General features: G+C 33.5%; 14 protein-coding genes. 11 read left to right on the top strand and 3 right to left on the bottom strand.

The annotated features are described in order from the left end of the window. Window positions 1–80 precede the first annotated feature (80 nt). A complete protein-coding gene (locus tag H3T96_RS03045; protein ID WP_025316067.1) occupies window positions 81–572 on the bottom strand; it encodes a YajQ family cyclic di-GMP-binding protein in 492 nt (163 codons plus the stop codon). Window positions 573–676: 104 nt separating this feature from the next. Continuing rightward, window positions 677–1,501 (bottom strand): 2,3,4,5-tetrahydropyridine-2,6-dicarboxylate N-succinyltransferase, encoded by an 825-nt coding sequence (gene dapD, locus H3T96_RS03050; protein WP_065738760.1) that lies wholly within the window; start codon window positions 1,499–1,501, stop codon window positions 677–679. A gap of 220 nt (window positions 1,502–1,721) precedes the next feature. On the opposite strand from dapD, the gene H3T96_RS03055 reads away from it, so the two are divergent. From H3T96_RS03055 to H3T96_RS03070, 4 genes are read left to right on the top strand one after another with little or no spacing between them, the layout of a single operon-like run. Next, window positions 1,722–2,198, top strand: coding sequence for a prepilin-type N-terminal cleavage/methylation domain-containing protein (locus H3T96_RS03055; protein ID WP_086326310.1), 477 nt, complete (start codon window positions 1,722–1,724; stop codon window positions 2,196–2,198). Beyond that, complete coding sequence (locus H3T96_RS03060; RefSeq protein WP_086326309.1) at window positions 2,192–2,770, top strand: prepilin peptidase-dependent protein; 579 nt, start codon at window positions 2,192–2,194, stop codon at window positions 2,768–2,770. The genes H3T96_RS03055 and H3T96_RS03060 overlap by 7 nt, the downstream gene beginning before the upstream one ends. Next, entirely contained in the window at window positions 2,739–3,176 is a 438-nt protein-coding gene (locus H3T96_RS03065) for a DUF2509 family protein (RefSeq protein ID WP_144091584.1), read from the top strand. The genes H3T96_RS03060 and H3T96_RS03065 overlap by 32 nt, the downstream gene beginning before the upstream one ends. Continuing rightward, entirely contained in the window at window positions 3,169–3,492 is a 324-nt protein-coding gene (locus H3T96_RS03070) for a prepilin-type N-terminal cleavage/methylation domain-containing protein (RefSeq protein ID WP_086326307.1), read from the top strand. The genes H3T96_RS03065 and H3T96_RS03070 overlap by 8 nt, the downstream gene beginning before the upstream one ends. A 31-nt stretch (window positions 3,493–3,523) precedes the next feature. Here the strand turns inward: H3T96_RS03070 and H3T96_RS03075 are convergent, their stop codons facing one another. After that, window positions 3,524–4,297, bottom strand: a complete 774-nt coding sequence (locus tag H3T96_RS03075) for an alpha/beta fold hydrolase (RefSeq protein WP_086326306.1) — start codon at window positions 4,295–4,297, stop codon at window positions 3,524–3,526. Between the two features lie 136 nt (window positions 4,298–4,433). Between H3T96_RS03075 and H3T96_RS03080 the strand changes: the two genes are divergently transcribed. The 7 genes from H3T96_RS03080 (at window position 4,434) to rmuC (ending at window position 13,951) form a co-directional block, all read left to right on the top strand. Continuing rightward, window positions 4,434–6,374, top strand: coding sequence for an exoribonuclease II (locus H3T96_RS03080; protein WP_144091583.1), 1,941 nt, complete (start codon window positions 4,434–4,436; stop codon window positions 6,372–6,374). A 176-nt stretch (window positions 6,375–6,550) separates the two neighbouring features. Next, window positions 6,551–6,787: a YecH family metal-binding protein gene (locus H3T96_RS03085; RefSeq protein WP_144091582.1), complete on the top strand. Its 237-nt coding sequence runs from the start codon at window positions 6,551–6,553 to the stop codon at window positions 6,785–6,787. A gap of 151 nt (window positions 6,788–6,938) precedes the next feature. Then, window positions 6,939–7,604 carry a hypothetical protein gene (locus H3T96_RS03090; protein ID WP_144091581.1) on the top strand — a complete coding sequence of 222 codons (666 nt, stop codon included), beginning with the start codon at window positions 6,939–6,941 and terminating at the stop codon, window positions 7,602–7,604. 17 nt (window positions 7,605–7,621) lie between these two features. Beyond that, window positions 7,622–9,184 (top strand): glucan biosynthesis protein G, encoded by a 1,563-nt coding sequence (locus H3T96_RS03095; protein ID WP_198248587.1) that lies wholly within the window; start codon window positions 7,622–7,624, stop codon window positions 9,182–9,184. Between the two features lie 18 nt (window positions 9,185–9,202). Next, complete coding sequence (mdoH, locus tag H3T96_RS03100) at window positions 9,203–11,560, top strand: glucans biosynthesis glucosyltransferase MdoH (RefSeq protein ID WP_144091579.1); 2,358 nt, start codon at window positions 9,203–9,205, stop codon at window positions 11,558–11,560. Between the two features lie 67 nt (window positions 11,561–11,627). Next, the gene (epmA, locus tag H3T96_RS03105) at window positions 11,628–12,602 is read left to right on the top strand and encodes an elongation factor P--(R)-beta-lysine ligase (protein ID WP_144091578.1); all 975 of its coding nucleotides are present in this window, start codon (window positions 11,628–11,630) and stop codon (window positions 12,600–12,602) included. 2 nt (window positions 12,603–12,604) lie between these two features. Next, the gene (rmuC, locus tag H3T96_RS03110; protein WP_086326053.1) at window positions 12,605–13,951 is read left to right on the top strand and encodes a DNA recombination protein RmuC; all 1,347 of its coding nucleotides are present in this window, start codon (window positions 12,605–12,607) and stop codon (window positions 13,949–13,951) included. The last annotated feature ends 18 nt before the right edge of the window (window positions 13,952–13,969 follow it).

Here is a 13,969-nt window from a genome sequence, read left to right on the forward strand (position 1 = left end):
AAACTTTTTGACAAAAATAAATTGAATGGTTAAAGGTTAACTTTGCCGACTAATGTCGACAAAAATGGATGTTAATTTGATTAATCCCTAAAATTAGTAAACTGGAACGGTTGTCCAAATTCTCCATTTCGAACTAAAGCCATAGTGGCTTGTAAATCATCTCGAGATTTACCTGTAACACGAACTTGCTCACCTTGTACTTGAGCCTGCACTTTTATTTTGCTATCTTTGATAGCCTTTACAATTTTCTTAGCTAACTCTTTATCAATCCCTTGTTTAAGCTTGACAGTAATGCTGTACAGTTTTCCACTGTGTTCCATCTCTTCTGGGATTTCTAAAGCACCGCCATCAATACCACGCTTGGCTAATTTATCACGTAAAATATCCAGCAACTGTTGTACTTGGAAGTCAGATTGACTCGTTGCTTTGATCGTTTCATTTTTTTCATTTAATTCAAACGATGCTTCAACGTTTTTGAAATCCCAACGGGTTGCCAACTCACGCGTAGCATTTTCGACACCGTTTTTAACCTCAGGCATTTGGATTTCAGATACAATATCAAAAGAAGGCATAAACTCTCCTCTTAGAGTGGTTATAAATATGATTAAATTTAAGAATGAATAAAATATTTGCCGCCTTTCTAAAAAGGCGGCATGTAAAGACGATAACAGCTAAATTAATCGATGGTACGTAGTAGCTCGTTAATACCTACTTTACCTAAAGTTTTTGCATCAACTTTTTTAACAATTACTGCACAATATAGGCTATATTTGCCATCTTTGGTTGGTAAGTTACCGGATACCACCACTGAACCCGCTGGTACGCGACCGTAATGGACTTCGCCTGTTGCACGATCATAGATTTTAGTGCTTTGACCAATAAATACGCCCATTGAAATTACGCTACCTTCTTCAACAATTACACCTTCAACAATTTCACTACGAGCACCGATAAAACAGTTATCTTCAATAATTGTTGGGTTAGCTTGTAATGGTTCTAATACACCACCGATACCTACCCCACCAGATAAATGAACATTTTTACCAATTTGCGCACAAGATCCAACGGTTACCCAAGTATCAACCATTGTACCTTCATCAACGTATGCACCAATATTGACATAAGATGGCATTAACACAGTATTGCGTGCCACATAAGCACCTTTACGCGCAATAGCCGATGGTACAACACGAAAACCTTCCTGTTGGAATCGCGCTTCATCATAATCAGCAAATTTTAATGGTACTTTATCGTAATAATTGGTTGCACCACCATCAATAAGTTGATTTTCATTAATACGGAAAGAGAGCAACACCGCTTTTTTTAACCATTGATGAGTCACCCAATCACCATTAATCTTTTCTGCAACACGCATTTTACCGCTGTCTAATAAAGCGATACATTGATTAATTGCGTCACGTGTTACTGTATCAACATTTGAAGGAGTGATTTCCGCGCGGCGTTCAAAGGCTGCGTCGATAATAGTTTGTAATTGTTGCATCTCGAGTTTCCTTTACTTATAAGTCCGTTAGTAAAAATAAAATGGATAAACAGTATAATATAATCTGTCTTGCTTTTTAAGTGGTTTGTCAACAGGAGTAAGTACAGCAAGAAAAAAATAAAATTTATTTGGAATAAATCACACAAAATTTTCCTAACTAAAACTCATTTGATGAGTAAATTGTAGAATCATTTATATCCATTTTAAGCACAAAACTATTATGCATACTCAAGGATTTTCATTACTCGAACTTTTGATAATTATAGGTATTAGCTCTATTGTTGCAACGGTAGGCATTCATCATTGGAAAGCAATTGCACTTCGTAATGAATTAGTTTCAACAACACAACAATTAGCTTACTTTTTAAATGAAGTTCAAGTTAAAGCTTATACTGAAAATCAAAATTATAAACTTTTTGTTTTTTCATCCCCATGGTGTTTAACCATTACCTCAGAAGAACGCCTTGCATCATGTAAACAAGGTGAATTACATTTTATCAAACCGAATAATTCTGTAGAAATTACTGGATTAACTGAGAAAAAACTTATTTACTTTTGGGGAAGACGCAATATGGCACAATCATTTTCCTTAGAACTCTCTAATGAGATTGGTAAAAGTAAGGTTTTTGTATCCTATCGTGGACGCATTCGATTTTGCCAGTTGAACAGTTATTTACCTAGTTTACCACCATGTTAAAAGAGTTAGGATTTTCATTACTTGAAATGCTAATCAGCATTACGTTAACAAGCATGATTATTATTAGTGCAACCTCTTTTTATTATCAATTACAACAAAATACATTGCATTATTATCAAATAACGCGTTTACAACAAGCTGTTGATCAAGCATTAATTGGTTTATCAAAAGACATCAAACGAGCGGGGTTTATCGCCGATGATCCGCATAAAATGAAAAACAACGCTCTAGAGATTGTGAACGCTCAAAATTGTATGATTATCCGATATGACAGTGAAATCCGCCATGATTGGGTCTACGATCCATGGAACTTGAACAATTCTGATATTTTTACCTATCGCTTTAAAAATAATAATGTTGAATACAAAACAGGTGCAGTGAATTGCAAAGAGACTAAGTGGGAAAAATTATTTGACCCTGCTGAAATTAAAGTAACGAAATTCGATATTAAACAGAAAAATAACACTATTGAATTATCGATAGGAGCAGAACTAAAAAAACAGAAACACGTTAAATATCAGGTGACTAAAATAATCAAAAATGAAAACCTATCAAATACTGAATCAAAATAATGAAAACGGATTTAGCGCGATTATAATGGTCGTTATCTTAATGGTCGTTGGATTACTATTATTAACTGGTTTTAATCAACTATTGATTTCCTGGCATAAAACCATTGCTATGGAAACTCGCTATTATAAACGATTCAATCAAGCCAGTTCGGCATTAAATTGGGCGTTAACGCAAGATTGGCAAACACCAACCGATCAGTGGCAATGCTTAAAAGACACAAAATACCAATTAAAAGCTTGTGTAAAAAAATCACAATTAAAAGTGGATAATTATCAACTTTTACGAGGCGAGGCTGACGGTTTCTTTTTATATTCTCTTGCACATTTCAAGGGGACAAAACTGGTTGTAGAAAAAGGTCATTGGTTAGATTACTGTCCTGAAAAAAGGAGTAGTGATTGTGAATAATAAAAATAGTATGGGTTTTAGTTTAATTGAATTAATGATAGCAAGTTTACTATTTTCAATAATTATTCTTGGTTTTACAGGCTTCCAAAAAACACTTATTCATCAGCATCATTATCTTTCTAATCGGTTACAAGCAGAACAAATAGCGTTTGAACTCCTTGAAAGTTATCCGGATATTGCTAACCATATCATTCCAAATGGTTGGCAATATACTTTACAAAGTGATCCATACAATAGTAGATGCAAAATGGTTTTAGTTACTGTTACACCGAACAATCTTAAATCAGTAAAACAAAAACGGCTATTTTGTAATTAACTATCGATATTGAATACTCAAAACATTGAAATTATACATCATCAGATGAGCAATTTAACCAATCATGTAGAAGTTGCAAAACTTGTTGTGTTTTTTCAGCATGTACATTATGCCCTGCACCTTCTATCGTAACAATTTTAGCATTAGGAAATTGAGCATAAATTGTATCTTGATATTTGTCGGCTAAATAAACCGAATTCCCTCCACGAATAAATAAAATTGGTTTTAAACATGGCGAAGTGGATGGTATGGTTTGCCAGTCGCAAATATTAGCATATTGATCATTGATAGTTGGTAAATTAAATAACCAATGTTGGTTTTTGTAAGATTTTAATAAAAATAAACAAGTCGCTTCGCTAAGACCGGCTTCTTGCATAACTGCCATAATTTGCTTTCTATCGGTGATTTGGTTATTAAGGCAATACATTAAAGTTCTTAATATAATGGCATTGGGCGAACTGCTATATTTTACTGGTGCAATATCAATTACAACGATTTTTTGGATGAGCTGCGGTATGACTTGTGATAATTGCATCGCTACTTTGCCCCCCATAGAGTGACCAATTAAAATTATGTCTTTTAATTGAAGTTCATGACAAAGGTCAGCTACATCTTGTGCCATAGCGGGATAATTTATTTGATCAGACCAAGGAGATTGCCCATGATTGCGCAAATCAACTTGAATTGTTTGATAATCAGATACCAGATCTTTAGCTAACATATTTAAATTATCTAAACTACCAAATACACCATGCAGAAAAACAATTGGCTGCCCTATACCTTGCAATTTATAATTTAATTTCATATTCCAACTTAGTCTTTTATAGTTAAATATTAATATTATATAGTTATTGCTAAAGTCACCAACTATTAATTCAATAACAATAATCTCTATAACTATGATAAAATCTTGAAACAATTTTTTAAAAGTGTTAAATCGTATGTTTCAAAATAATCCGCTACTTGCACAACTAAAGCAAGAACTTCATCAACAAACACCTCGTATTGAAGGTACGGTCCGAGCCCATGAAAAAGGATTTGGTTTTTTAGATGTTGATAATAAAACCAGTTATTTCATTACTGCAAATAAAATGAAAACCGTATGCAATGGCGATAAAGTATCTGGAACAGTAATTGAAAATGGTGATAAAAAGGTTTTTGAACCAGAATCATTAATTGAAAGCCCCCTACAAAGATTTATAGGAAAAATAGGTTTTCAAGAGCGAACAATGGTTATTTATCCTGAAAACATGCCTGCAAATTTAGCCATCCGCTGTAAAATTAACAAACAAATTCAAGAAAAACTTAAAGAAGATGATTGGGTCGTTGCCAAATTGATTTCTCATCCTCTTGAAGAAGGTAAAAATAATTTTGTAGCGGAAATTACGCATTTTATTGCTGAAAATAGTTCAATCTATCTACCTTGGTTAAAAACTCTGGCCCGATATAATTTAGAAGATAATTCACCACAGCCGGATACATTAACAATTGATGAAAATGAACTGATTAATCGTCAAGATTTAACCGATATAAACTTTTTTACCATAGATAGTGAATATACAGAAGATATGGATGATGCCATTGCTGTTTCAAAGGACGAGCAAGGTAATTACCAACTGAAAGTCGCTATTGCAGATCCAACTGCGTATATTTTACAAGACAGTCAACTTGATAAAATTGCTAAACAAAGAAATTTCACAACTTATTTACCCGATTTTAATATTCCAATGCTACCTAAAGAGTTAGCGAATGATCTTTGTTCTTTAAAAGAAAACCAAAAACGACCAGCGTTAGTATGCAATATTAATATTGATGCAAATGGTATAATAGATGAAAATAGTATCACTTTTATGCCCGCATTTATCGAATCAAAAGCGAAACTTTCTTATAATAATGTTTCAGATTTTTTAGAAAATAATGATGAATTGCTATCTAATAACGCAACCTTACCCGAACAACTCAATTTATTGTCTTCCTTAGCAAAAACCAGAACCATTTGGCGACAAAACAATGCGTTAGTGTTTAAAGATAGTAATGATTATCGTTTTGTGCTTGATGAAAACCGTCATGTAAAATCCATCAATAAAGAATCTCGTCGAATTGCACGTCAAATTGTTGAAGAGGTCATGATCATCGCGAATCAAGCCTTAACTTTGCTATTAAATAATAAAATTGGATTTGGTATATTCAATATTCATTCAGGTTTTGATATTAAATTTATTGATCAAATTTTAAAAGTTTTAACCAATCATGGTATTGAAGGATTTGATAAAGAATCTTTATTATCTTTTGATGGGTATATCAAATTACGACGAATTATCGATAATGATGCGTTTTTAACGGCTCGGCTCCGCAAATGTCAAAGTCCTGCCGATTTTTCTATTCAACCACAACCTCATTTTGGCTTAGGATTAACTGCTTACGCAACTTGGACTTCACCAATACGTAAATATGGGGATATGATTAATCATCGTTTAATTAAAAATTATTTACGTTCACAAACCTTGAATGAGCCCGATAAAGAGCAGTTGAAAATCATGAATGAAAGGCGCAAATTATTACGTTATGCTGAACGTGATATCGCTGAAAATCTTTATGTTCAATATTTATCGGATAAAATTGGTGATAATTTTGTAGCTGAAATTGTCGATATCAACCGCGGCGGTGCACGTCTGCGTTTAACTGATATTGGTGCATTTGTATTTTTACCACTTTCAATGATTCACCCTAATCGAGAAGAAGTCGTTTCAAGTCCTGAAGAGGGTGTCATTAAAATTAATAATAATATTTGTTATAAACTTTCAGATACTCTTACTGTGAAGATGCATCAAGTTAAGAAAGAAAATCAATCAATAATAGTAAAATTAGCTACAGATAACTAGTTGAATTCACAATTGTTTTATTTTTTCAACAACCCCTAGTATTACATAGGGGTTTCCTAACTAATAATTAATGATATTTTAACGCTTAAACACTTTTTTTTCTTAACAATATCTGATATCTTTCTTCATCCATTAAAATATTTGTATCAACTAAAAAATAAGATTCAGAGGGTGCTATGTTATCAATTCATGGACATGAAGTCTTACAAATGATGGCTGGTAATAACTATACAGAATCATCTCTACTTGAAGCCATTGAAAAAAGGTTTGGCAAAAATGCTAAATTTCACACTTGCTCTGAAGCTAATATGAATGCTGAACAACTCATCTGCTTTTTAAAGTTAAAAGGTAAATTCAAATCTGATAATAATTCTGGATTTACAGTCAACGAAACAAAAATCTGTCGTCATTAACTCTATAAGATATTAGTGAATGTTCAGTATGCTTTTTTACACTTTTAAACTAATCGTATAGTGTATTTAATAGAATATGAGTATATAATTTCGCGCAGATCTAGCCTGCCCAAAAATTACAACTCGAAAAATATATTCATGGAATTTATATATGAAATTAAGTAATATTTTTATATGCACAATGGTTCCTATTTTTATTGCCAGTTGTGCGCATAAATCGGCTACACCAATTAAAATTGAAGAGCCACCACAGATTGAAATGGATCCATTATCTGTGCTAATGCAACAAACAGAATCGAATAACCCTTATGTGGTTAATGCAAAAGATCAATTACAAAAACTACTCCAATCACAAAATTTTAATGAATACATTTCTAATGAAGGTATTCTAAAGTGTGTCAACGACCCAAACCAATCAGCTTGTGTTTTAAATTTTTACCTTAATGAATACTATAATTTAAAATATAATATTCAAATTAAAAAAATCATTGAAGATAAACAAATTGAACACAAAATTGAATTAAGTAAAATCAATGCTACCCAAGCGAATATTCAAAAATATTGCGATCTTTCAGCTGATTTTACAGCAGCCATTTATACCAACAATAATAGTAAAATTTCTACTTTTCAAACTTTATTCAAAATGAATAAAGGAGACTTATCAATCTTGCATACTAAAATTCTTAAGGATAACTATTCTCACTTTTTGATTGACGAAAATCCAAGTATTCTTCAAGAGATGAAGACAGAATTTATGGAAAAGTGTGTGAATGATCCTAAAAATAACATTATCAATTATTTAAATATTTTCCGATAATCTTAATGCGAGTTTTTATGTATAATTTATTACCCATCAGTCAGTTCAGTAAAACAGCAACGTGCAAAATGCTTTGCATAGTTTCAGCTCTTTGTATTAGTTTTTCTTCATACGCTTTTTCATTTAATGATGTTGTGACTAAAGCAGAAAAGCTAGCAAAGAAAAGTTATGTACAACCCTCTAAAAATATCCCCAATGAATTAGCCTCGCTACAATTTGCTGATTATCAGAAAATTCAATTTAATCATGAAAAAGCTTATTGGAATGACAAAAAAACTCGTTTTAAATTAGAGTTCTATCATGAAGGGATGTATTTTGATACACCTGTCCAAATCAATGAAATTGTCAATAATCAGGTTAATGAAATTAAATTTGATCCGAGTTATTTTGATTTAAGTAAAGTCGGATTAGATCACCTAAACACAAAAAAACTTGGATTTGCTGGATTCAAAGTTCATTATCCAATAAACAATCCAACTAAAACCGATGATGAAATTTTTACAGCTCTTGGTGGCAGCTATTTCCGAGCAGTTGGAAAAGATCAGCGATATGGTTTGTCTGCTCGCGGATTAGCGATTGATACCGGTGAGATGACAGGCGAAGAGTTTCCTCGTTTTAAAGAATTTTGGATCGAAAGACCATCACCTAAACAAAAACATTTAGTCATTTATGCTTTACTTGATTCACCTCGTGTAACGGGTGCATATAAACTTATTTTAGTACCAAGCGTGGATACAACAATAACTGTACAAGCTAAAATATTTTTTCGTGATTCGGTGAAAAAACTTGGTATTGCGCCTTTAACTAGCATGTATTTATTTGGCCCAAATCAGCCATCGCCTTTATTAAATTATCGACCTGCAATGCATGACTCTAATGGGTTATCCATTTTATCAAACAGTGGTGAATGGATATGGCGACCATTAAATAATCCAAAACGGTTATCTTTTTCTTCATATAGTTTTGAAGATCCTAAAGGTTTTGGATTGATTCAACGAGATAACGGGTTTGAAGATTATCAAGATCTTGATGATCATTATGAACTTCGTCCTAGTGTTTGGACAGAAATCTTAGGCAATTGGCAAAAAGGTCGGGTTGAACTGGTTGAAATCCCAACTGCTGATGAAACAAACGATAATATCGTTTCATTCTGGGTACCCGAAAAACAATATAAAGCTGGTGACAGTCTTGATGTTAAGTACCGATTACATTATTCATTAAATGAAAAGCAACGTTATCCCGATAATGTAGCTAGAGCAATTAGCACTCGATTGTCATTAGGTGATATAAAGCAAGCAAATTTAATTCGTAAACTTGATGGTTCAAACGCTTATGTTATTGACTTTGCTGGTCCTAATTTATCAGAACAAGAGCCTGTTAAAGCAATATCAAGCATCAATAACGGATCGATTGTGAGCTGTGATGTACAATATAATTCTGTAACAAAAGGTTGGCGAGTACTTATTCGGTTTAATGTTCAAGACAATAAAAAACCAACGGATATTCGCGTTCAATTAGCTTCAGAAAAAATGAATCAGATTTTATCTGAAACTTGGAGCGGTCAATATCCAGGGCAATAACCATAATAAGATAACATAATGAAAAAAGATTACTTTGCTACTCTTTCTGGCGCAGATAGTTGGCGCCAGAAATCAAAAAACAATGAAATTGAACCAAATGATACTGAGTTTCTGAAATATCGCCTAAATCAAATTAGCGATACATCAAACTACATTGATGAAAGAAATCAGCAACCCAGTTATCCTAAAGTTGAACGCGTTTCGATTCAACCACAAAAATGGAACAAACGCTATAAAGCCAATTTCAAAACTAAAGTTAATCTCATTGCGGTTATTCGTCGCTTAATAATGTTTGCACTAATTGTAATACAAACATATTTCGGGACTACCTATCTATCGACACTGTTACCTTATCAAAGTTGGGAAAAAATTAATTTCATGGCTAATTGGGCAAATAATCCTGAATTAGCCATATACAGCATTGTTCCTTATATTATACAAGGATTTATAATTTTCCTATTTGCTATTTTATTTGCTTGGATTTCGATTGGTTTTTGGACAAGCGTTATGGGACTCATTTTAGCTGTAATAAGAAAAGACCGCTATACTATTGAAATCCCTAAAGATGCAGCAAAACACATTGATGTTAATCATCGTACTGCATTAGTTATGCCAATTTGTAATGAAGATGTAGCACGCGTTTTTGCTGGATTACAAGCGACCTATCAATCTTTGGTTGAAACTGGTCACGCGAATTGCTGTGATTTTTATATTTTAAGCGATACGAATGATCCCGATCTTTATGTAAATGAATTAAAAGCATGGGCAGATTTTAATGCTCAGAACGATGATAATGGATGCAATATTTTTTACCGACATCGTAAACGTCGAGTAAAACGTAAAAGTGGTAACATTGATGATTTTTGTCGACGCTGGGGACATTTATATGAATATATGTTAATACTTGACGCCGACAGTATTATGACTGGTGATTGTATATTAAATATGATTGCCATGATGGAAATGACACCTAAAGCGGGCATATTACAGTCACCGCCAAAATCAGTTAGAATGAAGACGCTTTATGGTAGAATCCAACAATTTGCCAATCAGATTTACAGTGATATTTTTTGTGCAGGCACCCATTTTTGGCAACTTAGTGAAGCACAGTATTGGGGACACAATGCGATGATTCGCTTAAAACCTTTTATTGAACACTGTATTTTATCCCCACTACAAAAACGTAAAGGGCCGATTCATATTTTGTCACACGATCTTGTTGAAGCGACTTTAATGAGACGTGCAGGATATGGAGTTTGGATCGCCTATAATATGAATGGCAGTTACGAAGAGCTACCAGGCAATATGATTGAAGATCTAAAACGAGATAACCGTTGGTGTATGGGGAACTTAATTAATTTAAAATTGATTTTTAAAAGTGGTATAACTTTAACACACAGAGTTATGTTTTTAACGAGTGGAATGGCTTATATTTCATCTTTATTATGGTTAACATTTTTATTTTTCTCAACGCTGCTTTTATTAGTTTTTAATTTATCTGATCAACAATATTTTTTCCAACCTAACCAATTTTATCCGACATGGCCAAGATGGGATGAAAATTTGGCATTACAATTGTTATCTACGACGATGGTATTATTGTTTGCGCCTAAATTCTTTAGTTATGGCATTATCATTGCTAAAACAGGTGCCAAAGATGTGGGGGGGATTTTCAAGCTGACTCTATCAATATTCATCGAAATGTTCTGGTCGATGATACTCGCCCCAATACGCATGATATTCCATAGTAAGTTTGTGATAAAAGCATGGCTAGGCAGTAAAATTCAATGGAAATCCCCGTCAAGAAACGACGATGCTTTAACATGGGGTGAATCTTTCTATTTTTGTTGGCCTCTCTCTTTATTAGGCATTATTTGGCTTGGCGTGATTATTTGGTTAAATCCTCAGTTTACTTACTGGTATATTGCTATTCTAATTCCACTGACTATTTCGCCATTAGTGATTAGAATTTCAGGATTATCAAGCATTGGCATGAGCGCGAAAAAACTAGGTCTATTTTTAACACCAGAGGAAACTCATCCAGCTAAAGCTGTGACCATGACGGGAGAATATCTAGTTAAAACGGAAGCTAATATCGTTGAACATGGTTTTATCATGGCATTGGTTGATCCTATTTACAATGCGTTAGCTTGCGCATTGTCCACTTCTCGCCATTTACCTAATATAAAAATTGAGCAAAGGCGTCTTGAGCTAATTGAGCAATTTAAACAAGCTGATTTAGAAAAAATCAATAAAGAACAACAGTTAGCAATTTTGGAAGATCCAATCATTCTTTCTGAGCTACATCAGCATGTTTGGCAGTTGCAAGAAAAATACGACAATTTATTCACTTTATGGCAAAATGAACGTCAATAATAAAAAATAGGGCTTAAGCCCTATTTTTCTTCTTTTAGTAATTGATCAAAATCCATGGATATTTTTTATGACTTGGCAACCTTCCGCATCTATCAATAACCTACTTAAGCGCGCGAAAATTATTTCACAAGTACGACAATTTTTTACTGATCGCTGTATATTGGAAGTCGAAACGCCGACCTTGAGCCAATATGCCGTTACTGATGTGCATTTGAGTTCTTTCTCTACTACCTTTTTTAGACCGGGGGAATTCGACGAACAACTTGGGCGAAAGATGTCATTAATTACCAGTCCAGAATACCACATGAAACGTTTATTAGCAGCGGGAAGTGGTCCAATCTATCAGATCTGTAAATGTTTTCGCAATCATGAGGAAATCAGCGATTTTCATAATCCTGAATTTACTATGCTTGAATGGTATCGTATTCAATTTGATATGATGCAAATGATTAATGAAGTTGATGATCTATTACAAACAATTTTAGATTGTGAACCAGCGGAACGTGTTTCTTACCAAAAAGCGTTTCAACGTCACCTTAATATTGATCCATTAGAAGCAGATCAAGCAACGTTAGTTAACGCAGTGAATCAGCTCAATATCGGGATCAAAACAGAAGAGTTTGATAAAGATGGTTTATTGCAATGTTTATTTACTTTTGGCGTTGAACCCCATATTGGTCATGATAAACCGATTGCCGTATATAACTTCCCTGCTTCACAAGCAGCATTAGCTGCAATTAGCAGTGAAGATCATCGCGTTGCTGGGCGCTTTGAATTCTATTACAAAGGTGTTGAACTTGCTAATGGTTTTAAAGAATTAACAAACCCACAAGAACAAAGACTACGTTTTGAACAAAACAATCAAGATAGACTCAATCTGAATCTTCCTCAACAAGAAATCGATATTGAGCTATTAGCAGCAATGGAAAATGGTCTACCTGACTGCGCTGGAGTTGCGATAGGTTTAGATCGCTTAATCATGTTAGCGCTTGATTCAAAGAAACTAGATGATGTCATTTCATTTACCTTTGAAAGGGCTTAGTGATGATAAGTAATTTTGGTCTTACTGAGTGGGTCGCGATTATTCTTGGAATAGTGTCATTGATTTTATTAATTTTATTAGTTAAATCACAGCTAGTTATTAATAATTCAAACCAATTATTTAATTTACAACTTTCTCAGATAAGACAAGAGAATCAAACATTAACTAATGAATTAAATCAGCTTGAAAGTGAGTTAAACCAGTATCGACAACAAAATATCGCGCAATTTGCGACTATTAGTGAACTAAAAACGCGTTTAGAAGAAACGCGTAATGCAGCCCATGAACGCCAGACAATACTTGAGCAAAGTGAACAACGACTTACAACTCAGTTTGAAAACTTAGCCAATCGTATATTTGAGCACAGTGGTAAAAAAATTGAACAACAAAACAAGCAAAGCCTTAATTTTTTATTATCACCATTAAAAGAACAATTGGAGAGCTTTAAAAAGCAAGTGCAAGATAGTTTTGGCGAGGAAGCAAAAGAACGCCATACGCTTACTTATGAGATTCGCAATTTACAGCAACTGAATCAACAAATGACTAAAGAGGCAACCAATCTCACTAATGCTTTAAAAGGTAACAATAAAATTCAAGGAAATTGGGGAGAGTTTATACTTAGCCAAATACTTGATAATTCGGGTTTAAGATTAGGTTATGAATATGATACACAGGTCAATTTAACCAATGAAAATAACCAACGTTTACAACCTGACGTCATTGTACATCTACCTCAAGGAGGTGATGTGGTTATTGATTCAAAAGTGACACTAGTAGCATATGAACGTTATTTCAATAATGATGAAGAAATTGTAAAAACCAAAGCATTATCCGATCATTTAACTTCAGTACGTAACCATTTAAAGCAGCTTAGTCAAAAAGATTATCATAAGTTAATTGGCATTAATTCATTAGATTATATATTAATGTTTATCCCTGTAGAGCCAGCATTTTTATGTGCTATTGATAGTGATCCATCTTTGATTAATGATGCGCTCAAAAATAACATTATGATTGTCAGCCCAACCACTCTTTTGGTTGCCTTACGTACGATTCATAATTTATGGCGTTATGAACACCAAAATCGTAATGCAGAGCTAATTGCAGATAAAGCAAGTAAATTGTATGATAAAGTCCGCGGTTTTGTTGAAGACATGGAAAACCTTGGTAGCACGCTTGATAAAGCTCAACAAACTTATCAAAACTCTCTTAATAAGCTCTCCAAAGGTCGCGGTAATATTATTGGTCAAATTGAGCGATTTCGTGAATTAGGCGTAGAAGTTAAAAAACCAATTAATCCAGACATTGCATTATTATCTGTAGATGAACTTAACCGAAATAAAGATTAAATATCTTACTGTGATGGC

Origin of the sequence: Gilliamella sp. W8136, assembly GCF_016101285.1 — a bacterium.
In the GTDB taxonomy this organism is placed as follows: domain Bacteria; phylum Pseudomonadota; class Gammaproteobacteria; order Enterobacterales; family Orbaceae; genus Gilliamella; species Gilliamella apicola_N.